Annotated in this window: 21 protein-coding genes; 11 read left to right on the forward strand and 10 right to left on the reverse strand. The window is 74.4% G+C overall.

All coding sequences use genetic code 11. The features are described 5' to 3' along the window. Nucleotides 1-84 precede the first annotated feature (84 nt). Nucleotides 85-750: a response regulator transcription factor gene (locus tag AB0H37_RS11360; protein WP_360612304.1), complete on the reverse strand. Its 666-nt coding sequence runs from the start codon at nucleotides 748-750 to the stop codon at nucleotides 85-87. Then, a complete protein-coding gene (locus tag AB0H37_RS11365) occupies nucleotides 747-1,757 on the reverse strand; it encodes a sensor histidine kinase (protein WP_360612305.1) in 1,011 nt (336 codons plus the stop codon). Before AB0H37_RS11365 ends, AB0H37_RS11360 begins: the two co-directional genes overlap by 4 nt. 136 nt (nucleotides 1,758-1,893) lie before the next feature. Here AB0H37_RS11365 and AB0H37_RS11370 point away from each other — a divergent pair, with 136 nt between their 5' ends. Genes AB0H37_RS11370 through AB0H37_RS11380 form a run of 3 tightly spaced genes read left to right on the forward strand, consistent with a single transcriptional unit; the run spans nucleotide 1,894 to nucleotide 5,080 of the window. Continuing rightward, nucleotides 1,894-2,823 carry an ATP-binding cassette domain-containing protein gene (locus AB0H37_RS11370; RefSeq protein WP_179835112.1) on the forward strand — a complete coding sequence of 310 codons (930 nt, stop codon included), beginning with the start codon at nucleotides 1,894-1,896 and terminating at the stop codon, nucleotides 2,821-2,823. Then, nucleotides 2,820-4,274, forward strand: a complete 1,455-nt coding sequence (locus tag AB0H37_RS11375; protein WP_360612306.1) for an ABC transporter permease subunit — start codon at nucleotides 2,820-2,822, stop codon at nucleotides 4,272-4,274. Before AB0H37_RS11370 ends, AB0H37_RS11375 begins: the two co-directional genes overlap by 4 nt. Continuing rightward, nucleotides 4,271-5,080 (forward strand): ABC transporter permease subunit, encoded by an 810-nt coding sequence (locus AB0H37_RS11380; protein WP_360612307.1) that lies wholly within the window; start codon nucleotides 4,271-4,273, stop codon nucleotides 5,078-5,080. Before AB0H37_RS11375 ends, AB0H37_RS11380 begins: the two co-directional genes overlap by 4 nt. A 3-nt stretch (nucleotides 5,081-5,083) precedes the next feature. On the opposite strand, the gene AB0H37_RS11385 is transcribed toward AB0H37_RS11380, so the two are convergent. From AB0H37_RS11385 to AB0H37_RS11410, 6 genes are all read right to left on the reverse strand, one after another. Continuing rightward, a complete protein-coding gene (locus tag AB0H37_RS11385) occupies nucleotides 5,084-5,626 on the reverse strand; it encodes an FxsA family protein (RefSeq protein ID WP_229810325.1) in 543 nt (180 codons plus the stop codon). A gap of 90 nt (nucleotides 5,627-5,716) precedes the next feature. After that, complete coding sequence (locus AB0H37_RS11390; RefSeq protein ID WP_329090376.1) at nucleotides 5,717-6,463, reverse strand: polyprenol monophosphomannose synthase; 747 nt, start codon at nucleotides 6,461-6,463, stop codon at nucleotides 5,717-5,719. Between the two features lie 5 nt (nucleotides 6,464-6,468). After that, nucleotides 6,469-8,148 (reverse strand): apolipoprotein N-acyltransferase, encoded by a 1,680-nt coding sequence (gene lnt / locus AB0H37_RS11395; RefSeq protein ID WP_329090374.1) that lies wholly within the window; start codon nucleotides 8,146-8,148, stop codon nucleotides 6,469-6,471. A gap of 545 nt (nucleotides 8,149-8,693) precedes the next feature. Then, complete coding sequence (locus AB0H37_RS11400; protein WP_179835116.1) at nucleotides 8,694-9,089, reverse strand: hotdog fold domain-containing protein; 396 nt, start codon at nucleotides 9,087-9,089, stop codon at nucleotides 8,694-8,696. After that, entirely contained in the window at nucleotides 9,086-9,925 is an 840-nt protein-coding gene (locus tag AB0H37_RS11405) for an OAM dimerization domain-containing protein (protein WP_179835117.1), read from the reverse strand. Before AB0H37_RS11405 ends, AB0H37_RS11400 begins: the two co-directional genes overlap by 4 nt. Continuing rightward, a complete protein-coding gene (locus AB0H37_RS11410) occupies nucleotides 9,922-11,544 on the reverse strand; it encodes a lysine 5,6-aminomutase subunit alpha (RefSeq protein WP_329090373.1) in 1,623 nt (540 codons plus the stop codon). The genes AB0H37_RS11405 and AB0H37_RS11410 overlap by 4 nt, the downstream gene beginning before the upstream one ends. A gap of 274 nt (nucleotides 11,545-11,818) precedes the next feature. On the opposite strand from AB0H37_RS11410, the gene AB0H37_RS11415 reads away from it, so the two are divergent. From AB0H37_RS11415 to AB0H37_RS11425, 3 genes are all read left to right on the forward strand, one after another. Continuing rightward, nucleotides 11,819-12,586, forward strand: a complete 768-nt coding sequence (locus AB0H37_RS11415; protein ID WP_329090372.1) for a hypothetical protein — start codon at nucleotides 11,819-11,821, stop codon at nucleotides 12,584-12,586. After that, nucleotides 12,586-13,224 carry a hypothetical protein gene (locus AB0H37_RS11420; RefSeq protein WP_360612308.1) on the forward strand — a complete coding sequence of 213 codons (639 nt, stop codon included), beginning with the start codon at nucleotides 12,586-12,588 and terminating at the stop codon, nucleotides 13,222-13,224. The genes AB0H37_RS11415 and AB0H37_RS11420 overlap by 1 nt, the downstream gene beginning before the upstream one ends. Before the next feature lie 93 nt (nucleotides 13,225-13,317). After that, nucleotides 13,318-13,686 (forward strand): SpoIIE family protein phosphatase, encoded by a 369-nt coding sequence (locus AB0H37_RS11425; RefSeq protein ID WP_360612441.1) that lies wholly within the window; start codon nucleotides 13,318-13,320, stop codon nucleotides 13,684-13,686. Here the strand turns inward: AB0H37_RS11425 and AB0H37_RS11430 are convergent. Continuing rightward, complete coding sequence (locus AB0H37_RS11430; RefSeq protein ID WP_360612309.1) at nucleotides 13,641-14,972, reverse strand: DUF2252 domain-containing protein; 1,332 nt, start codon at nucleotides 14,970-14,972, stop codon at nucleotides 13,641-13,643. The two genes, AB0H37_RS11425 and AB0H37_RS11430, sit on opposite strands and share 46 nt — an antisense overlap. Before the next feature lie 52 nt (nucleotides 14,973-15,024). Next, nucleotides 15,025-16,077: a zinc-binding dehydrogenase gene (locus tag AB0H37_RS11435; RefSeq protein WP_229810323.1), complete on the reverse strand. Its 1,053-nt coding sequence runs from the start codon at nucleotides 16,075-16,077 to the stop codon at nucleotides 15,025-15,027. A 136-nt stretch (nucleotides 16,078-16,213) separates the two neighbouring features. Here AB0H37_RS11435 and AB0H37_RS11440 point away from each other — a divergent pair, with 136 nt between their 5' ends. The 5 genes from AB0H37_RS11440 (at nucleotide 16,214) to AB0H37_RS11460 (ending at nucleotide 21,959) form a co-directional block, all read left to right on the forward strand. After that, nucleotides 16,214-17,593 carry a lysine 2,3-aminomutase gene (locus tag AB0H37_RS11440; protein ID WP_360612310.1) on the forward strand — a complete coding sequence of 460 codons (1,380 nt, stop codon included), beginning with the start codon at nucleotides 16,214-16,216 and terminating at the stop codon, nucleotides 17,591-17,593. Nucleotides 17,594-17,653: 60 nt separating this feature from the next. Continuing rightward, nucleotides 17,654-18,832: a cytochrome P450 gene (locus AB0H37_RS11445; protein ID WP_360612311.1), complete on the forward strand. Its 1,179-nt coding sequence runs from the start codon at nucleotides 17,654-17,656 to the stop codon at nucleotides 18,830-18,832. A 61-nt stretch (nucleotides 18,833-18,893) separates the two neighbouring features. Further along, the gene (locus AB0H37_RS11450; protein ID WP_360612312.1) at nucleotides 18,894-19,961 is read left to right on the forward strand and encodes a DUF3616 domain-containing protein; all 1,068 of its coding nucleotides are present in this window, start codon (nucleotides 18,894-18,896) and stop codon (nucleotides 19,959-19,961) included. Between the two features lie 82 nt (nucleotides 19,962-20,043). Then, nucleotides 20,044-21,267 (forward strand): acyl-CoA dehydrogenase family protein, encoded by a 1,224-nt coding sequence (locus tag AB0H37_RS11455; RefSeq protein ID WP_360612313.1) that lies wholly within the window; start codon nucleotides 20,044-20,046, stop codon nucleotides 21,265-21,267. A 152-nt stretch (nucleotides 21,268-21,419) separates the two neighbouring features. Then, nucleotides 21,420-21,959, forward strand: coding sequence for a DUF1707 and FHA domain-containing protein (locus AB0H37_RS11460; protein ID WP_179835126.1), 540 nt, complete (start codon nucleotides 21,420-21,422; stop codon nucleotides 21,957-21,959). Nucleotides 21,960-22,014: the final 55 nt, after the last annotated feature.

Below are 22,014 nucleotides of genomic sequence, written 5' to 3' on the forward strand. Positions count from 1 at the left end.
AGTGCTCGAGTCGAAGGCCCGTACCCAGCGGGGGTGCGGGCCTTCGCCATGCCCGCGGGCCGCTGCCGGGGCCCGGGCCGCCCCTCACCGGCCCGAGCGGGGCAGCACCAGGCCGCTCTCGTAGGCGGCGACGACCGCCTGGACGCGGTCGCGCAGCCCGAGCTTGCGCAGGATCCGGCTGACGTGGGTCTTGACCGTCTCCTCCCCGACGACCAGCCGGCCGGCGATCTCGGCGTTGGACAGGCCCGCGGCGACCAGGCGCAGCACGTCGGTCTCGCGCGGGGTCAGCGCGTCCAGGGCCGGTCCCGGCGACGGCGGGCGCGGCCGCAGCCGCGCGAACTCCGCGATGAGGCGGCGGGTGACGGCCGGGGCGATCAGCGCCTCCCCGGCGGCGACGACCCGGACGGCGTCGAACAGCCGCTCGGCCGTGACGTCCTTGAGCAGGAACCCGCTGGCGCCCGCGACCAGGGCGTCGTAGACGTGCTCGTCCAGGTCGAACGTGGTCAGCATCAGGACCCGCGGCGGGTCCGGCTCGGCGGTGACGCGGCGGGTGGCCTCGATGCCGTCCATGACCGGCATCCGCACGTCCATCAGCACGACGTCGGGACGGTGGTCGCGGCACACCCGGACCGCGGCGGCGCCGTCGGCCGCCGTCGCCACGACCTCCAGGTCCGGCTGGGTGCCCAGCAGGGCCCCGAACCCGGCGCGGACCACCTCCTGGTCGTCGGCCACCGCGACGCGGACGCTCACGGCTCCTCCCCCAGCGGCAACGTCGCCTCCACCAGGAACCCGCCGGCGGGCCCCGGGCCGGTGCGCAGGTCGCCGCCCACGGCGGCGGCCCGCTCGCGCATGCCGAGCAGCCCGTGCCCGGCCGGGCCGCCGCCCGTCCCGCCGCCGGGGCCGGGTCCGTTGTCGCGGACGCTCACGCGCAGCGCGTCCGGGGCGTAGTCGAGCTCCACGTCGACGGCGGCGCCGGGCGCGTGCCTGCGGGCGTTGGTCAGGGCCTCCTGGACGATCCGGTAGGCGGCCAGCTCCAGCCCGGGGTCCAGCACCGCGACGTGCCCGCCGACGATCAGGCGGACGCCCGCGGCACCCGTCTCGCGGGTCTCGTCGACCAGGTCGAGGAGCTGCTGCAGGCCCGGCTGGGGGCGGCGGGTCGGCTCGGCGCCGGCGTCCTCGCGCAGCACGCCGAGCAGCCTCCGCATCTCGGTGAGCGCGGTGCGGGCGGTGTCGCCGATGGCCAGCAGCCGCTTGGCCCCGTCCTCCGGCATGCCGGGGACCGCCAGCCGGGCCGTCTCGGCCTGCACGGAGATCATCGAGATGTGGTGCGCGACGACGTCGTGCAGCTCGCGGGCGATGCGGGCCCGCTCGCCGCGCGCGGTGTGCTCCAGCAGGGTGGTCTCGAACGCCCGCCGGGAGGCGTCGCGCGCGGCGGACTCGGCGCGGCGCCGCAGGACCCGGCGGCGCACCAGGACCGTCCAGACGGTGGCGAGGGCGGTGAGGGCGGCGACGGCGGCGCCGCCGTGCAGGACGCACGCCGCGGCGGCCGCGGCGGTGATCATGGCGGCGGCCGCCGGGCCCCGGTCGCGGACGACTGCCAGCGGGAGCGTCGCGCACACGTCCACCACCAGCGCCAGCGCCAGGACCACCCCCGAGCCGTGGGTGCGGTAGACGGCCTCCGCCGCGGCGGCCACGGCGAGACAGCCGCCGGCCGCCGGCCACCGCCCCCGCCCGGAGGTCCCGTCGCTGTCGCCCACGGACGCCATTGTGGCGCGGCCGGCGCCGCGGCGGCGTCCCTCCCGCGAGGGACGCCCGGTCCCCCGGCCCGGACCCGCCAAGACTCCTCCCCGGCGTGATGACCCGGGGCCGCGGCGCTCCGTAACCTCCCGGTCCATGGAGGCAACCATCGAAGTGCGGGGCCTGCGCAAGCGGTACGGGCCCACCCTCGCCGTGGACGACCTGTCGTTCACCGTCGGCCCCGGGCAGGTCACCGGGTTCGTCGGCCCGAACGGCGCCGGCAAGTCCACCACCATGCGGATGATCATCGGGCTGGACCGGCCGGACGGCGGGACGGCGCTGGTCGGCGGCCGGCCCTACCGGTCGCTGCGGGCGCCGCTGTGCCGGCTCGGGGCGATGCTGGACGCGTCCGCGCTCCACCCGGCCCGCCGCGCCCGCGACCATCTGCTGTGGCTCGCGCACGCCAACGGGCTGCCGGCCCGGCGGGTGGACGAGGTGATCGGGCTGACCGGGCTGGCGAGCGCGGCCCGCCGCCGGGCGGGCGGCTTCTCCCTCGGCATGCGGCAGCGCCTCGGGATCGCCGCGGCGCTGCTCGGGGACCCGCCGGTGCTCATGTTCGACGAACCGGTCAACGGCCTGGACCCCGAGGGCGTCACCTGGATCCGGGGGCTGCTGCGGTCGCTCGCCGCAGAGGGACGCGCCGTGCTGGTCTCCAGCCACCTGATGGGCGAACTGGAGGGCGGCGCCGACCACCTGGTGGTGATCGGGCGGGGCCGGCTGATCGCCGACACCAGGGTCAAGGACCTGCTGGAGGCCGCGTCCGGCGGCCGGGTCGAGGTGCGCACCGCCGAGCGCCGGGAGGCCATGACCGCCCTGGCCCGCGCGAGCGCCACGGTGACGGCGTCCGGCCCGGACGCCGTCATTGTCACGGGACTGGCCGCCGAGCGGGTCATCGCCGTCCTCACCGGGGCCGGGGTGGGGTTCAGCGGCGTCGGCGAGCACCGCGCGTCGCTGGAGGAGGCCTACATGGAGCTGACCCGGGACGCGGTGGAGTTCCAGGCCGCGCAGGGGCGGGAGTCCCGGTGAGCGCCCCGGGGCCCACCGCGGCGGCGCCGTACCGCAGCGCGGTCCACGACGGGGCCCGCGACGGATTCGGGCGGCTGCTGGTCGCCGAGTGGACCAAGCTGCGCACCGTCCGCCGCTGGATGCTGGCCCTGCTGGCGTCGGTGCTGCTGACCGTGCTGGTGGCGCTGCTGGCGGCGGCGGGCAGCCAGTCCACCGGCCACGGGGACGGGTCGTCCGACCCGGCGCGGCTGGAGGCCTTCGACCTGGGCCACTACACCTACCGGCCGCTGGCGGGGGACGGCTCGGTCGTCGCGCGGGTCACCTCCCAGCAGGGCGGCGGCGCGTGGGCCAAGGCCGGCCTCATGGTCAGGGGAAGCACGCGGAGCGGCACCCCGTACGCGGCGCTGGTGGTGACGCCGGGGCACGGGGTCCGCCTCCAGAGCGGCTACAAGGAGGGCGGCGCCGGCGGCGGGACGGGCACCGTGCCGCGCTGGCTCAGGCTGACCCGCGCCGGGACGTCCGTCACGGGCTACGCCTCGGCCGACGGCCGCGACTGGCGCCGCGTCGGGTCCCTCCGGCTGGAGGGGCTGCCGCGCACGGCCCTGGCGGGCGTGTTCGTGGCCGCCCCGGACAAGGTCGAGGTGCGGCGGATGTTCGGCGGTGAGAGCGTCTCCGGGCAGCCCTCCGCCACCCGGGCGACGTTCGACCAGGTGGCGGTGGCTCCGGCGCAGCCGGGCGCCGCGTGGCGGGACCGCGGCGCCCCGGGCGGTCCGGCGGCCGACCCCTCCCTGGACGGCCGCACCGGGTCCGGAGCGACGATGACGCTGAAGGGCACGGGCGATGTGGGACCCGACGCGTTCGCCCACGACGTCACCAAGACGACCCTCACCGGCGCGCTGATCGGGCAGGTGGCGATCGTGACGCTGGCGGTGCTGTTCGTGACGGCCGAGTACCGGCGCGGGATGCTGCGCACGACGTTCGCGGCCGCCCCCCGGCGCGGCCGGGTGCTGGCGGCCAAGGCCGTCGTGGCGGGCCTGGCGTCGCTGGCGGCGGGGCTGGCGGCGGCGTTCGGGGCGGTGCTGCTCGCCGGGCCGGTGATGCGCTCGCACGGGCTGGCGACGCCGTCCCTGACCAACGGTGCGGTGCTGCGCGCGGTCGCCGGCACGGGGGCGCTGTTCGCCGTGATCGCCGTGTTCTCGCTGGCGGTCGCGGTGATCGTGCGGCGCGGCGCGCCCGCGATCACGATCGTGCTGCTGCTCCTGCTCGTCCCGCAGATCGTGGCGACCGGGCTGCCGCTGTCGGCGGCGCGGTGGCTGGAGCGCCTCACCCCGGCGGCCGGATTCGCGATCCAGCAGACCGTCGACCGGTTCGACCGGGCGATCGACCCGTGGGCGGGGCTCGGGGTGCTGTGCGCGTACACGGCGGTCGCCCTGGCCGCGGCCGCCTGGCTGGTCGAGAGGCGGGACGCATGACCGGCCCGGCGTGGACGGGCCTGCACGCGCTGCACGCCGAGTGGACGAAGCTGCGCACGGTGCCGAGCACGGCGTGGCTCGCACCGGCGCTGGCGGTCCTGGTCGCCGCGGTGGGCGCGGCGGTGACCGGGACGGTGGACACCTCGCACTGCACGACGCCCGCCGGGTGCGTGGAGGACACGCCGAAGCTGGCGCTGTCGGGCGTGCAACTGGGGCAGGTGGCCGCGGTGGTCCTCGGCGTCCTGGCGGTCGGGGGCGAGTACACCGCGGGAACGATCGCCGCGACCCTGGCGGCGGTACCGGGACGGATCACCGTGCTGGCCGCCAAGGCCGCCGTGGTGGCGGGGCTCGTCGCCGCGGGCGGGACGGCCGGGGTGCTGGCGTCGCTGGCGGCGGGGCGGGGCGTCCTGCCCGGCAACGGCTTCACGGAGGCGAACGGCTACCCGCCGCTGTCCCTCGCCGACGGCCCCACCGCCCGCGCGGCCGCCGGGACCGTCCTCTACCTCGTGCTGGTGGCACTGCTGGCCCTGGGCGTGGGGACCTTGCTGCGCGAGCCCGCGGCGGCGATCAGCGCGGTCCTGGCGCTGCTGTGGATCGTGCCGGTCGTCACCCGGCTGGTCGGCGACGAGGCGTGGCGGGAGCGCCTGGAGAAGGCCGCGCCGATGACGGCGGGGCTCGCCGTCCAGGCGACGCGGGGCGTGGACAGGCTTCCGATCGGGCCGTGGGAGGGCCTCGGCGTGCTGGCCGCCTACACGGCCGCGGCGCTGCTGGCGGGCGGCGCCGCGCTCGCCGCGCGCGACGCCTGACGGTCAGGCGCGCGACGTCCTGTCGCCGTTCTCGTCGACGGCCTTGTCGTCGTGGATGACCTCGCCGCGGACCACCGGTCCCGGCGGGGTCTCGACGCGGTCGGGCCCGGGCCCCCGTCCGAACGGGTCGAACCCTGCGGCGCCGGGCGGGAACATGGTGGCGGCGCGTTCCTCGGCGGCCCGCATCCGGCGCGCCGCGAACGCCGACAGGACGCGGCGGACGAGCGGGCGGGTGAAGGGCAGCACGAACGCGAGCCCGACCACGTCGGTGACGAAGCCGGGGACCAGCAGCAGCACGCCGCCGGCCATGACCAGCGCCGCGTCCGCGACCTCCCGGTCGGGCAGCACCCCGCGCCGCGCCGTCTCCTGCAGGGCCCGCCACGCGCGGCGGCCCTCCCGGCGGACGATCCACGCGCCGAGGGCGGTCTCGGCGATCAGCAGGCCGACCGTGGGCCAGGCGCCGATCACCCCGCCGACCTGGATCAGCACGAAGATCTCCAGGACCGGCACCAGCAGGAACGCCAGGACGATCAGCAGCGGCAGCATGGCTCCATCTTCGGGGTCGTCGAAAGCCTCTCCCCTGGTTCAACGCCGGGACGGCCCCGTTCGTTTCCCCGCGCGTCCCCCGGGCGCGCCTCAGCCCGGATCGCGGAGCCTGCCGATGCGGTCGCTCATCCCCCACTGGGTGATGCGCAGCGCCGCCTCGGCCATCACGTCCCGGCTCATCTTGCTGGTCCCGTGGACGCGCTCGACGAACGTGATCGGCACCTCGACCACGCGCAGCCCCTGCCGCAGGGCCCGCAACGCCAGGTCGATCTGGAAGCAGTAGCCGCGCGAGTCGACCCCCTCCAGCCCGATCTTCTCCAGGGTCGCGGCGCGGAACGCGCGGTAGCCGCCGGTGGAGTCGTGCAGCGGGATGCCGAGCATCACCCGGGCGTAGGTGTTGGCGCCGCGCGACAGCGCCTCGCGCCGCTTCGGCCAGTTGCGGACCCGGCCGCCGGGCACCCAGCGGGCGCCGATGACCAGGTCGGCGTCCTCCAGCGCCGACAGCAGCCGCGGCAGCTCCTCGGGCTGGTGGGAGCCGTCTGCGTCCATCTCGACCATGACGTCGTAGCCGTGCTCGGCGGCCCACCGGAACCCGGCGATGTAGGCGGGGCCGAGGCCCTCCTTGCCCTGCCGGTGCAGCACCCTGATCTGCTCGTCCGCGGCCGCCATCGCGTCGGCGGCCTCGCCGGTGCCGTCGGGGCTCGCGTCGTCCACGACCAGGACGTCCACCGACGGGACGGCCTCGCGCACCCGCCCGGCGATGCGCTCGATGTTGTCCCGCTCGTTGTACGTCGGGATGATCACGAGCACCCGGCCGAGGCCGGCTGGGATCTCCATCGGCGTCAATTCCCCTCGTTCTTCCTGGCTGTCCATGCCGCCGCGCAGACCGCGCCGAGCCCGAGCAGCGCCAGTGCCCACTCCGGCGCCTCCCCCAGCCGGTCCGACGCCGTCCGCGCCGTGCGCGCCGGGACGGCCGCGACCTGGACGGCGGGGACGAACTCCCGGGACCGGTCGACCATCCGGCCGTCGGGGGCGACGATGGCGCTGATCCCGCTCGTCGCGGCTACCAAGATCGTACGGCCATGTTCGACCGCCCGCAGCCGCGACATGGCGATCTGCTGGGGCGGCAGGCTGGTCTTGCCGTAGGTGGCGTTGTTGGTCTGCACGACCAGCAGGTTCCCGCGCGCGACGTCGCGGACCTCCTTGTCGTAGGCCACCTCGAAGCAGATCACGTCGCCGATGTCCACCGGCCCGAGCCTCATCACGCCCGAGCGGTCGCCCTTGGCGAAGTCGCGGGGGATCCGCTCGAACCGGGTGATCAGCTTGGTGAGGACGTCGCGGAACGGAAGGTACTCCCCGAACGGGACGGGGTGCCGCTTGACGTAGTAGTCGCCCGGGCCGGTCCGGGGGTCCCAGACGATGCCGCGGTTCTCGACCTTCTCCCCGTCGGGCGTGTCGGTGAGGGCGCCGACGAGGACGGGGACGCCGATGTCCTTCACCGCGCCGTCGATGGCGTTGTAGGCGTCGGGTTCGGCGTAGGGGTCCAGGTCGCTGGCGTTCTCCGGCCACACCACCAGCTGCGGCCTGGCGAGCCGCCCCGCACGGACCCGCGCGGCCAGCTCGTGGGTGGCCTTGACGTGGTTGTCCAGCACGGCCTTGCGCTGGCCGAGGAAGTCCAGCCCGAGGCGCGGCACGTTGCCCTGGACGACCGCGACGGTGACCGGGCGGCCGTCGGCGGGAGTGGGGATCAGCAGCCCGCCGCCGACGACGGCGCCGACCGCGGCCAGGCAGACCGCGGCCGGCACCAGCGCCCGGCCGCGGGTCCGGGGCGGCTCGTCGGCGTCCGCTCCCTGGGACCGGGCACTCTGGGACCGGGCGCGGTGGACGGCCACGGCGGCGCAGGCGAGGAGCCCGCCGATCAGGGCCGTCAGGAACGTGACCAGGGGCGCGCCGCCGACGGACGCGTACGGGGTGAGGGGGGTGGCGGTCTGGCTGAAGGCCAGCCGCGCCCAGGGGAACCCCCCGAAGGGGACGCGGCCGCGGATCAGCTCCTCGCCGACCCACAGCGCGGCCGTCCACACCGGCCAGCCGGGCAGCCGGGTGACCATCGCGATCCCCGCGCCGAGCGGCAGGAAGTAGGCGGCCTGGACGAGGCTGAGGATGATCCAGCCGTCCGGGCCGATCCGGGAGATGCCCTCCAGGGCGGGAACGAAGAACGCGGCGCCGCCGACGAAGGCGAGCCAGGCGGCGGTGCGGGCGGACCGGCCGAGCAGCGCGAGGGTCAGCAGCGCGACGCCCACCGGTGCGAGGGGCGTGAGGTCGAACGGGGGGAAGGCCGGCCACATCACCAGCCCGGCGGCCGCGGCCAGCAGCGTGCGGGGCCAGCCCGCGCGGCCGCCGGAGCGCAGGCCGCGGCGCAGGCGGCCGAGCCGCCCGCGCGGTGCCCCGGTGCCGGGCTCGCCGCCCGGGCCGTCGCCCGGCCCCGTCGCCGGCGACCGGTCCGGGAGGGTCTCCTGGGCCACGTCCCACCTCGTTCATTCGGGTCTCTGCCGGAACGCTACCGGCCCGGGGCGCCTGCGGCGACCAGGGGCCCAGGTCGTGGCGGGAAGCGGCCGGTCCACCAGGTGCGGGACGCGGGCCGGGCACGGAGGCCGGACACGGAGGAGGGCCCGCGACATCCATCGGTCCGGAGTCGTCCCACAGGCGGTGGGAACGAGGCTCCGTTTTCTACTGGATGTCCGGGCCCTTCCCGGGTCCAACCCCCCGCGCGATCGGACGGCTCCGCCCGGACACGGCCCCGGATCACCGCGCTGGCTCGGGCGGGCACGATGCCGACCACTGGCGTGATCCCCGTCCCCGTCGCGGCGCGGCGCCCGGCGGCCCCTCGGGCGGCCGATCGGTGAGTCCCGTGCTGGACTGCAGCAAAACTACCGGCTTCCGCCACCTTGTCAACCGCCGCATGTTCTGCGGCTACTCCATGTTGTCCCAGCTCAACACCATGATCAGGGCGTTCGGCGATTTCGCCGGCGCCTGATCGATCATGGCTTCGATGGTGCGGAGCCGCCGGTCAGCCTCCCTGGGCCGAGACCACGACGGTCCCGGTCGCGGTGACCGCGACGATCGGCTCGGCCAGCGCCTCGGCCGCCGACTCGCCCTTGTCCGGCCGGCCCCGGCACACCACGCGGGCCTCGAAGTCCATCACGCGGCTGCGGGTGCCGGCGCGGGCCAGCACGGCGGTGGTCTCCAGGACGTCCCCGGCCCGGACCGGCGCGCGGAACTGCACGTCGGAGTAGGAGGCGAACAGGCCCTCGTCGCCGTCGGTGCGGACGCACAGCTCCGTGGCCACGTCCCCGAACAGGCCCAGCACGTAGGCGCCGTCGACCAGGTCGCCGGCGTAGTGGGCGTGCGAGTAGGGGATGTAGCGGCGGTGGGTGACGGTCAGTCCCTCGCGGGGGTCGCTCACTCTTCCTCCATCGTCGTGGGCCGGTGCTCGCCGGGGAGCAGGGCGTGCACGAGGTAGCTGGCGACCTCGGCGGGCGTGGTGCCCTTGCCGAAGATGCGGTCGACGCCGAGGTCGGCCTCGGTGACCGTGTCGAAGCGGGGGCCGCCGACGACCAGCAGGGGCCGCCCCATGCCCCCGGCCACTGCGGTCGGGTACTCGGCGTGGAACGCCGCGGCCATCTGCTTGGTGTTGTGCAGGTGGGCGTTGCGCTGGGTGACGACCTGGGACACCAGGACGGCGTCGGCGTCCTCGGCCTTCGCGCGCTCCACCAGTTCCTCGACCGTGACCTGGGCGCCCATGTTGACGACCTGGATCTCCCGGTAGTACTCCAGCCCCTTCTCCCCCGCGAACCCCTTGACGTTGAGGATCGCGTCGATCCCGACGGTGTGGGCGTCGGTGCCGATGCAGGCCCCGACCACCACCAGCCGCCGGTTCAGCGTCTCGCGGATCGCCAGGTTCACCTCCTGGGAGGACAGCAGCGGGTAGGCGCGCTCCTCCGGGACGGGGATGGAGGCGTAGTCGATGAGGTGCCGCACCTTGCCGTACACGATGAAGAAGGTGAAGTCGGGGCCCATCGGCTTGGCGTGGACGACGCTGGCCGGGTCCAGGCCCATCTTCCCGGCGAGCTGCAGCGCGGCCGCCTCGGCGCGCTTCCCGGCGGGGACGGGAAGGGTGAACGACATCTGCACCATGCCGTCGCCGGTGGTGTCGCCGTAGGGGCGGATCACCTGCCGGGTGTCGGCGGGCTCGGCGGGGGCCTGGGTCCCGGTACCGGTTCCGGGGCTCTCGACCGTCATGCGGGCACCTCCTGGTCGGCGGCGGTGGAGCGGGCGGCGTGGGGGTCCTCGGTGTCGAGGATCTCGATGGCGGGGTTGAAGTACCCGTCGGCGCGCGGGACGACGCCCTCCAGGCCCTTGCCCCCGTCGGGCGGGCGGCGGGTGATGCCGAACGTGCCCTCGGCGATGGCTTCGAGCAGCCCGTCGTCGGCGATGCGCTCCAGCAGCTCCACCGACTCCGACAGCACCTGCTTGGCGCGCTGGACGAGCATCCCGTCCGGGCGGGGCATGAAGTCCTCGGCGAGGTTCCCGCAGGCGTCGCGGACGTAGCGGACGTTCTCCAGCGCCAGGTCGCGGTCCGACAGCCAGGGGGTGTGGATGCCCTCGGTCATCATCCCGATCAGGATGATCGACTGCCCGGTCATCACGCCGGCGAGGTTGAAGAACGCGTCCAGCAGGTAGCCGGCGAAGATGTTGCCGGTCATGTGCTTGGTCGGCGGCATGTACTTCAGCGGCGCGCCGGGGAACAGCTCCCGGACGAGCTGGGCGTGCGCCAGCTCCATCCGGAACGACTCGGGGATCGCCGGGTTGATCTCGAAGGCGTGGCCGAGGCCGAGCTGGTCGTCGGCGAGGCCGGCCTCGTGCCCGAACCGCTCGTTCAGCAGCTGGCTGACGACCACGGTGTGCGCGGCGTCGACGGCGTCGGCGGTGGTGAGGTAGTTGTCCTCGCCGGTGTTGATGACGATGCCGGCGCGGGCGTGGATCTGCCGGGAGAACCGCTGGTCGATGAACGTGCGGCGCGGGTTGATGTCGCGGAAGATGATGCCGTACATGCAGTCGTTCAGCATCATGTCCAGGCGCTCGAGCCCGGCGAGCGTCGCGATCTCCGGCATGCACAGCCCGGAGGCGTAGTTCGTCAGCCGCACGTACCGGCCGAGCTCGCGGGAGACGTCGTCCAGGGCCGCGCGCATCAGCCGGAAGTTCTCCCGGGTGGCGTAGGTGCCGGCGTAGCCCTCCCGGGTGGCGCCCTCGGGCACGAAGTCCAGCAGCGACTGCCCGGTGGAGCGGATCACCGCGACGACGTCGGCGCCCTCGCGGGCGGCGGCCTGCGCCTGCGGGATGTCCTCGTAGATGTCGCCGGTCGCCACGATCAGGTAGACCAGCGGCCTGGCCGGGTCGGCCCGGTCGGGGGTGGGCAGCTCGGCCAGCAGCCGGTCGCGCTCGGCGCGGCGCCGGTCGATGCGCGCCATGCCGCCGCGGGCCGCCTCGCCCGCGGCCTTGCGGGCGTGCTCGGCGTCGGTGCCCGCCGGGAGCCGGAACGACACCCGCCCCCGGGCGGCGGCCCGGGCCAGGTCGTCCAGGGAGCCGTGCGGGCCGGCCAGCAGCGCGTCCCAGACCGGCAGGGCGAGCCCGTGCTCCAGGCCGACCTGGTCGCGGACGGCGTCGGCGAGATGGTTGGCCCAGGGGCGCCCCTCATCGTCGGCGCCGGTCAGGCCCGCCAGCCGCAGCAGCGCCCGCTCGACCGAGACGGTGGTGTGGGAGCGGGCCATGTCGATGATGGGTTCGGCGGCCCTGGCGGCCAGGCGCCGGGCGGTGCGCACCGCCTCCGGATCGAGGTCCAGCTTTCCCTGCGGCGCCATTGCCGTCTCCCCTCACGCAGCCGCCCCTCTCAGGCCGGTCCGAACAATCATCCTTCATACCGAGTTCACTACGGGAGATCTTCCGGTATGGACACCGTATTCCACAAGAACTGGCACCACATCTCCCGCGACCTTCCGTCGGCAGCCAGCCCCATCTTCCCCCTCCGAGCGGTCATCTCACCCCCAGGTGACGGTCCACGACAACCCACCCGTAACGACGCTGGGTAAAGCTATGCTCACCCTTGGTCAAGGACGGACCGATTCCGGGAGGGGCATGATCGTTTATTTCGTGGCCGCGGCCTGCGCCGTCGGCGTGGTCATCGTGGCGAGCCGGCTGGTACGACGAGCGAGCGGGAGCGCGGAGGACGCCGCCCCCGACGGCCCCACCTCCTCCCACACCGGCGCGATGCTCTCCGCACTGTTCCTGCTGGCGTTCGCGATCGCCATCGTCGTGCCGTGGACGACGTCGGACTCCGCCCGCTCCAACACCTACACCGAGAGCCAGGCGATCGCCGAGGCGTACTGGGCCGCCCAGCGCCTCCCCGCGGCCGACGCCCGGCGCGTCCAGGACGGGCTCATCGCCTACGTCGAACTCGTGCGCGGCCCCGAGTGGCGGCTGATGAAGAACGGCCGGCTCAGCGCCCGCGGCTGGGCCGACCTCGACGGGCTGCGCCGCGAGGTCATCGCCGTCCAGGCCGGCACCGACGAGGCCAAGGACGCCCGCAGCGCCGTCCTGGACCACCTCGGCGAGGTCTCCGCGGCGCGGCGGCAGCGCGCCATGGACGCCCGGACGACGCCGCCCGCCGGCCTGCTCGGCGTCACCCTCGTCACCGGCGTCGTGGTCCTGCTGCTGCCGTTCCTCGCGGGCGCCCGCCCGCGCGGCATGGCGCTGGTGCCGCTGTCGCTGATGGCGGCGCTGCTCGCCGCGGGGGCCTACCTCACCGTCGACATCTCCCACGTGTTCACCGGCGCCCTCGCCGTCGGGCCCGAGGCGTTCACCGGCCTGCACGCCGACCTGCAGCGCATCGCGGGAGGCGGCTGATGCGCGCCCGCCCCGCCCCGCCCGCCGCCGTCCCGGCCAGGGCGCGGCCGATCCGCGCACGGCCGCTCCGCAGGCCGCCGAGCCGGACGCTGCCGGGCCTCGCTCTGCCCGCCCTGACGCTGCCCGCCGTCATGCTCGGGTTCCCCGCCTCCGCGCAGGCCCACCCGACGCCGACGCCGGGGATCAGCGTGTGCGTCGACATCGAGATCGTCATCGGCATCGGCTCCACCAACGGCTGCGACCCCTCGGAGATCTCCCCGCCGCCCCCGCCCCCGCCGGAACCGCCCCCCGAGAGCTCGGAACCTCCCGAGCCCCCGTCGCCTCCACCGCCTTCGGAGTCTCCGCCGGAGCCGCCCGAGCCCCCTCCCCCCGCGCCCGAGCCGCCGGTGGCCGTGCCGAAACCCCGGCCGGCGGCCCCGCCTCCACGCGCGCCGGGCCCGCCCCCGCTCACGCGGCCCGAAGCGGCTGCGCCCGCACCGCCCAAGAAGGCCAAGAAGCCCGCAGCGGTGCGGGCGCACACCGCGCCCCGCCCGAAGAAGGCGCCGCCGCAGCGCCCCAACCCGCTGCGCTCCTCGCTCGTGCTGGTCGTCATCGCCGTCGTCATCAGCGCCGGCACCGCGATCGCCTTCGCGCACTGAGCCCGGCGCACAACCTGACCCGGCGCTCACCGCCACGCCCGCCGCGGGGGGCGGGCGCGGCGGCATGGTCGGGTTCGGCGGCGACTGCCACCGCTGCCGGCCCTCCCCGGCGGCACCGCACGGCACTTCGCCGTCTCCCACGGGCTGCCGCTCGGGGTGCCCGGCCACGAGCACCCGGCCGAGTACCCGCAGGTGTCGGCGGCGATCCCGCCGGGCGCGACGCTCGCCTTCTACACCGACGGCCTGGTGGAGAGCCGGATGCGCACCCTCGACGATGGCATCGCCCGGCTCGCCTCCGCGCTGGCCGCCTCCCAGGGCGGGACGCTGGAGGAGACCGCCGACGGCGTCGTGGCCCTGATGTCGGGCCACGACGACATCGCGCTGCTCCTGATCCGCCCCGACGGCCCTGACCCGTCTTACAGGCCGGGGATCTCGTGGTTGCGGAACGCGTCCACGAAGTAGGTGTGGTCCTCCCGGACGATCTCGGCGTACTCGGTGCCGAACGCCACCATCGCCTCCACGAACGCCGTCTCGTCCCGGCCGATCACCGCGTCGATGGCGTCCTCGACCTGGAACCCGACCAGGGTGTGGTCGGAGTCGGTGTCGGACACGCAGTGCACCTTGGCGGTGGCGCGGCCCAGGTCGTCGAGCACCGACAGCATGTCCTCGGGCTCGGTGAGGCCGCTCCAGTCCAGGTCCTCCTCGTAGGGGGACAGCTCCTGCACGACGTAGCCGACGCCGTCGATCCGGGTGTGGCCGAGCCACGGGTCGCTGTTGGCCTGCAGCGCGCGCCGCGACACGGCGGTGCGATGCCCGTGGTGCTGGAAGTACTCGCGGATGCGGGGATCGTCGACGACCCGGCTGGCCGCGGCGACGTTGCCCTGCTTCATCGACAGGATGACGTCGTTCTCCAGCGCCTGGGTGTTGCCCTCCACGAGGATGTTGTAGGCCGACAGCCCGGCCGAGCCGATGCCGAACCCGGACGCGCCGACGATGTCCTTGATCACGTAGGTGAGGCTGCCGAAGCGCTTCTCCTTCGGGATGGTCTTCAGGTACTCCGCGTAGGCGGCCTCGACCTCGGCGCGCTCGGCGTCGTCGAGGCGGCGGACGCCGGGGCGGTCGCGGAACCGTCGCTCGGCACCGGAGACGACGGTCATGCCCTTCAGCAGCCCGGTCCGGGTGCCGCCCATCGCGGCGACCAGCACGTCGCGGACGTAGCCGTCGGTGGTGTCGAGCGTCAGCGCGAACTTCTCGTCGCCCGCGTGCGCGGCGAACTTGCGGACCTGGTCGACGTAGGCGCGCACGTAGGTCTCGATGAGCCGGCGGATGTCGGCGTCGGAGATCGCCTTCTGCCACGCCAGCAGCGCCAGGCTGGCCACCAGCCGCTTGACGTCCCAGGTGAAGTGGCCGACGTAGGCCTCGTCGTAGTCGTTGACGTCGAAGACGAAGACGCCGTCGTCGTTCATGTAGGTGCCGAAGTTCTGCGCGTGCAGGTCGCCCTGGATCCACACGCGGGACGTGCGCTCGTCGGCCCACGGGTCGTCGTCGTGCTCGATGTCGGCGTAGAACAGGCAGGCGCTGCCCCGGTAGAACGCGAACGGGTCGGACGCCATCTTGCGGAAGCGGCGGCGGAACTCGGCGGGGCTGCGCTCCATCAGGTCCGAGAACGCGTCGACCAGGACGTCGACGATCTGCGCCTGGCGCTCCTTCGGGTCCCGCCCGCGCAGCTCCTCGGTGATGCTCGCCATGCTCTCTCCCTCGATGATCGGACGGTCCCCGCCGCGGCCGGGATGTTCCCGGTCATTCTGCCGAATCCGCGCCGGTCCGGGAGGTGAACAACGCACGCACCGCGGGTTCCGACCGCACGAGCTCCAGGGCGGTCTCGGCGTGCCCGGGGACGTAGCCGTTCCCGATGAGCATCGTGACGTCGGCGGCCAGCCCCTCGGCGCCGAGCGCCGCGGCCGGGAACGAGGTCGCCATCGAGAAGAACACGACGGTGCCGCCGGGCGCGGTCGCGAGGATCGCGCCGTGCTCGCAGCCCGGCACGTCCACGCAGACGACGGTGACGTCGGCCGGCTCGCCGACGGCCGCCGCGACCGCCACCGGGTCGCGGGCGTCGGCGAGCACGACGTCGTCGGCCAGGCCCGAGGCCGCCAGCCGCTCCCGCTCCTCGGCGGTGGGGACCAGCCCGATCACCCGGGACGCACCGGCGCGGCGCGCGGCGGCCAGCGACAGGCACCCGCTCTTGCCCGCGGCGCCCAGGACCACCACCACGGGGCCGTCCTCGCGCGCCGAGACGACGCGGTGGGTGAGGGCAGGGGCGCCACACACGTCCATCACGGCGAGGGCCAGCGGCACCGGCAGGTCGTCGGGCAGGACGGCGGCGATGGAGCGGGCGAACAGGATCGCGTGGCCGCGCGCCGGCACCTGCTCGGACCGCCCGTCCCACTCCGCGAGCCCGTCGGTGACGGCCAGCGGAGTGAGGGTGAGGGACACCAGGGTGGCGACGCGGTCGCCGGGCTTCAGGCCGAGCGGCGAGTCCGGCCCGGCCTCCTCGACCACGCCGACGAGCATGCCCCCCGACCCGGTCACCGGGTTGTGCATCTTGCCGCGCTCCCCGATGATCCGCAGCACCTCGGCGCGGATCGCGTCCGGGTCGCCGCCGTGCGCGGTGTGCAGCTGGCGGTAGGACGCGGCGTCCAGGTTGAGGCGCTCGACGCCGATCCGCACCTCGTCCGGCCGGATCCGCGGGTCGGCGTCCAGCCGGAGCGCGGCCTGCGGGAGGACGCCCGCGGGCTCCAGCACCCGGTGCAGCCCGACCGCCGTCCCCGTCCCGCCTCCGGTCATCGCCATGCCGCCTTTCTCCCAACATCAGGTGGAGTTACGTAAGATATGCAGGGCACCACTGGTTTCATCGAAAGTCTTCCCGTAACGTCGGCGGCACACAAGACTTTTATGCGATCAATGTGAGGCGAGGAGGCGGTCACCGATGACCACTGCCCTGCACCCGGACGCCCTCCAGTCCGAGGAGGCCGCGCGCCAGCCGTACGCCTACCGGCGCCGGCCGCTGACAGAGCCCGACTGGCGGCGCCTGCCGGGGTGGCGGGACGTCACGGAGGCCGAGTGGGAGTCGGCTCAGTGGCAGCGCGCCCACTGCGTCAAGAACGTGAGGCAGCTGCGCCGGGTCATGGGCGACCTGCTCGACGAGCGCTTCTACGCCGACCTGGAACGCGACCAGGCCGAGCGCGCCACCATGTCGATGCTGCTGCCCCCGCAGATGCTGAACACGATGGACGTCTCCTCCACCGAGGCGTTCTACGCCGATCCCGTGCGCCGCTACATGATCCCGGTGATCAGCGACCGGCGCACCGACTGGCCGTCCCACCCGCACGCCTCCCGCGACTCGCTGCACGAGGCCGAGATGTGGGCCGTCGAGGGCCTCACCCACCGCTACCCCACCAAGGTCCTGGCCGAGCTCCTGCCGACGTGCCCGCAGTACTGCGGGCACTGCACCCGCATGGACCTGGTCGGCAACTCCACGCCGAACGTCGACAAGCACAAGTTCACCATCAAGCCGCCGGACCGGCTCGGCGCCATGCTGGACTACCTGCGCCGCTCCCCCGGCGTCCGCGACGTGGTCGTCTCCGGCGGCGACGTCGCCAACATGCCGTGGGCGCGGCTGGAGTCGTTCGTCGACTCGCTGCTGGACATCGACAACATCCGCGACGTCCGCCTGGCCAGCAAGGCGCTCATGGGGCTGCCGCAGCACTGGCTCCAGGACGACGTCCGCGCCGGGATGGAGCGCCTGGCCACCAAGGCGAACGCGCGCGGCGTGCAGATCGCGATCCACACCCACGTCAACGCCGCCCAGTCGGTGACGCCGCTGGTCGCCAAGGCGGCCCGCGCGATGCTCGACACCGGCATCCGCGACGTGCGCAACCAGGGCGTCCTGCTGCGCGGCGTGAACGACACGCCCGAGGCGCTGCTCGACCTGTCGTTCGCGCTGCTCGACGAGGCCGGGATCCTGCCGTACTACCTGTACATGTGCGACATGATCCCGAGCAGCGAGCACTGGCGGCTCGCGGTCTGGGAGGCGCAGGGGCTGCAGCACGCGATCATGGGCTACCTGCCCGGCTTCGCCACCCCGCGGATCGTCTGCGACGTCCCCTACGTCGGCAAGCGGTGGGTGCACCAGCTCGCCGACTACGACCGCGAGCGCGGCATCTCCTACTGGACGAAGAACTACCGCACCGGCCTGGAGCTGTCCGACCCCGACGCGCTGACCCGGCGCTACGAGTACCACGACCCGATCTACACGCTGCCGGAGGAGGGTCAGAACTGGTGGCGGGAGCGGTCGCAGACGGCCTGAGCCACCGGCCCGGCGCCTTTACGTTGTAGATCCGAAACGTGGCGGAATAGACTGGCGCGGGTGACCCTCGACCTGACCTCCCGTTTCCCCCTCGGCGCGTCGGTGACGGCAGCCGCCCTGGAGGACGACCCGCACCCGCACCTGGCCCGCCTCCGCGAGCACGAGCCCGTCTCCTGGCTGCCCGCGCTGGGCGGCTGGCTGGTGACCGCCCGCGGCCCGGCGCTGGAGGTCATGCGCGACGCGGCCGCCTACACCGTGGACGACCCGCGCTTCTCCACCGCGCAGGTCGTCGGGCCGAGCATGCTGTCGCTGGACGGCCCCGTCCACACGCGGCACCGCGACGCGTTCGCCCGGCCGTTCCGACCGGCGCGGACGCGGGAGCGGTTCACCGCGTTCGTCCAGGCCGAGACCGACCGGCTCGTCGGCGCCCTGGCGCCGGCGGGCCACGCCGAGCTGCGCGGTGAGCTGGCCGGGCCGCTCGCCGTCGCGGTCGTCACCGAGGCCCTCGGGCTGCACGGGGTGGACGCCGCGACCGTCCGCTCCTGGTACGGCGCGTTCGTGGAGGCCGTGTCCGCCATCACCGCGGGCGGCGCGGCGCCCGCGCGCGCGGACGAGGCGTACCGGCTGCTGCGCGCGGCGGTCGAGGAGGCGATCGCCGCGGCCCGCCCCGGGTCGCTGCTGGCCGAGGCCGCCCGCGCCGACCTGGGCACCGCCGAGGTCGTCGCCAACGCCGCGATCCTGATGTTCGGCGGCATCGACACCACCGAAGGGATGATCGCCAACGCCGCGCTGCACCTGCTCGGGCACCCGGACCAGCTCCGGCTCGTCCTGGACGACCCGGAGCTGCTGCCCGCCGCCATCGAGGAGTCGCTGCGGCTGGAGCCCGCGGCCTCGGTCGTCGACCGGTACGCCGCCCGCGACGCCGAGCTCGGCGGGGCGGCGGTCCGGGCGGGCGACCTCGTGCGGGTGTCGATCGCCGGCGCCAACCGCGACCCCTCGGTGTTCCCCGCCCCCGACCGCTACGACGTGCGGCGCCGCAACGCCGCCGAGCACCTGGCGTTCGCGCACGGGCCCCACTTCTGCTTCGGCGCGCACCTGGCCCGGATGGAGGCCCGCACCGCGCTCACCGCGCTGCTGGACCGCCTGCCCGGGCTGCGGCTCGATCCCTCCCGGCCAGCCCGGCCGCACGGGCTGGTGTTCCGCAAGCCCGCGCGGCTGGACGTCCTCTGGGACGTCTGAGGGCCGGTTCTGGACCGTTCCGCGCACGCCCCGGTTCGCGCGGCTGTGGGAGCATGCCCTAATGATCGTGGAACGCCGGGTCGAGCTGCGCTTTCGCCAGGAGAGCCGTGAGGCCGAGACGCACGTCAACCTGTCCGCCGTGCGCCAGGACGGCCGCTGCCTGTGGGTGGCGGGCGACGAGACCGCCACCATCGAGCGGCTCACCGCCGTCACCGGCGAGGACGGGCTCGTCACCGGCTACGGCGGGCAGGTCACGGTCGCCCTCGCCGACCTCGTCCCGCTCCCGGCCGGGCCCGACGAGGAGGCCGACATCGAGGGCCTCGCCCGCGCCGACGGGTGGCTGTGGGCGATCGGCTCGCACAGCCTCAAGCGCAAGAAGATCAAGCCGGGGAACGGCGACGCCAAGGCGCGCAAGCGCCTCGCCACCGTCGTGCGGGAGGACAACCGCTTCATCCTGGCCCGCATCCCCCTGGTGACCGGCGACGACGGGCTGCCCCGCGCCGTCCCCGAGGACGGCGACCGCACCGCGGCCGTCCTCGGCCTGGACAAGGACTCCATCGCCGACCTGCTGGCCGACGACCCGCACCTAGCGCCGTTCCTGCCCATCCCGAGCAAGGACAACGGCCTGGACATCGAGGGCGTCGCCGTGCACGGCGACCGCCTCTACATCGGGCTGCGCGGGCCCGTGCTGCGCGGCTGGGCGGTACTGGTGGAGATCCGCCCCGCCCCGCACCCGAGGGACCCGCGGCGCCTGCGGGCGCTGCCCGTCGGCGACGACGGCGAGCCCTACCGCACCCACTTCCTGGACCTCGGCGGCCTCGGGATCCGCGACCTGTGCCCGCACGGCGACGATCTGCTGCTGCTCACCGGGCCGAGCATGGACCTGGACGGCCCGGTGCGCCTCGTGCGCTGGGCGGGCGCGGCCCGCGCCGACGCCGGTGAGATCGTCACGGCCGACGAACTGGTGGAACTGGGCGAACTGCCCCATGGCGACGGCGACGACCACGCCGAGGGCATCGCCGTGCTGGACGAGCCCGGCACCCGTCTTCTCGTCGTCTACGACAGCCCCGCGCCCGACCGGCTCACGGCGGACGGCGGCGTCCTCGCCGACGTCGTCCATCTCGGCTAGCGGCCCCCGAATAAGTGCTCGCTTTCAATCTCTGCTTGGATGGGCCCGGTACGCGGCGGGTGTCGAGAGGGCGGGACAGAGCATGATCGAGTGGTCCGAGGAAGACCTGATGATCCGGGACGCGGTGCGCGGCTGGATCGACGCGGAGGTCCGCCCGAACCTGGACGCGCTGGAGTCGGGCGAGCTGCCGCCCTACGACCTGCTCCGCAGCCTCTACAAGACGTTCGGGATGGACGAGATGGCCCGCTCGTCCTTCCACGCCCGGCTGGCCAGGGAACGCGGGGGCCCGGGTGAGGCCGCCGGCGCCGAGGAGTCCGGCGACGACCGGCCCGGCGGCGGCAACGCGGCGATGTCGATGCTGCCGGTCATCGAGCTGTGCAGGGTCGCGCCCGGCCTGGTCTCGGCGATGGGCGTCGGGCTCGGCCTCGCCGCCGGGACGATCATGAAGCGCGGCACGCCCGAGCAGAAGGAGCGCTGGGCGCTCCCGCTGCTCACCATGGAGAAGGTCGGCGCCTGGGCGATCACCGAGCCGAACTCCGGGTCCGACGCGTTCGGCGGGATGCAGGCCACCGCGCGCAAGGACGGCGACGAGTACGTCATCAACGGCGGCAAGACCTTCATCACCAACGGCCCCTACGCCGACACGATCGTCTTCTACTGCAAACTCGACAACGGGGCCGCCCCGCGGGACCGGGAGATCCTCACCTTCGTCCTCGACCGGGGCATGCCCGGCCTGGAGCAGAGCAAGCCCCTGCGCAAGATGGGGCTGCACTCCTCCCCCACCGGCGAAATGTTCCTCGACGACGTGCGCGCGGGCGCCGACCGGCTCCTGGCCTCCGGCTCGCAGGGCGGCAAGGAGTCGGCCCGCCAGAACTTCGTCACCGAGCGCGCCGGCGTCGCCGCGATGGCCCTCGGCGTCATCGAGGAGTGCCTGAAGCTGTCGGTCGAGTACGCCAAGACCCGGGAGCTGTGGGGGCAGCGCATCGGCGACTTCCAGCTCATCCAGCTCAAGCTGGCGAAGATGGAGGTCGCGCGCCTCAACGTGCAGAACCTGGTGTTCCGGCACATCGAGATGCAGCGCGCCGGGCGCACCCCGACCCTGGCCGAGGCGTCGGCGATGAAGCTGTACGCCGCGCAGGCCGCCAGCGAGGTCGCGCAGGAGGCCGTGCAGCTGTTCGGCGGCAACGGCTACATGAGCGAGTACCGCGTGGAGCAGCTCGCCCGCGACGCCAAGTCCTTCCAGATCTACGCCGGCACCGACGAGATCCAGGTCACCCACATCGCCCGCGACCTGCTGTCGCGCTGAGCGCCCCGCGGCGTCCGTTCGGCGCCGTTCCTCCCCGAACTTCCGGGGATGGGACGGCGTCGAAAGGTGGAGGGCGGGTGAGGGCGATCGCCCGCCCTCGGCCCGACGGGCCTTTCTGGACAGCCGACGACGGGGACTGGATACTCACAGCTATGGACGGTCAGCCCTCATTCCCGGTGAGAGCGTCCGACACGGAACGGGACCGGGTGCTGCGCGTCCTCAGCGACCGCGTGGCCGAGGGCCGGATGTCGAACGAGACGTTCGAGCGCCGTGTCGACCAGGTGCTGCAGGCGCGCAGCAAGGCCGAGCTGGCCGACATCGTGCACGACCTGCCGACCGGCAACCGCGTCGTGAACCGGCTGACCGGCCTCATCTCCTCGGTCTCGCAGGCGACCGCGCGGATCGAGGCGGCGTGGCGGGCGCCGCGGCTGCCCCGGTTCATGCTCCCGCCGCGCGAGCTCGGCCGCATCGTCGTCGGCCGCGCCCCCGCCTGCCAGTTCATCCTCACCGACCTCACCGTCTCCCGGTTCCACGCCGAGATCTACCGCGCGGACGAGGGCTGGATGATCTCCGATCTCGGGTCGATGAACGGCACCCGCGTGAACGGGTACCGGCTGACCGGCCCGGCCCGCGTCCGGCCCGGCGACGAGGTCGGCTTCGGCAACTCCGCCTTCATCGTCACCGCGCCCTGACCCGTCCCGGGTCTTGACGCCATCGGCGGGAGTCTTTACCTTCACCTCCAAGTTA

This window comes from Actinomadura sp. NPDC023710 (assembly GCF_040639875.1).
Classification (GTDB): domain Bacteria; phylum Actinomycetota; class Actinomycetes; order Streptosporangiales; family Streptosporangiaceae; genus Spirillospora; species Spirillospora citrea.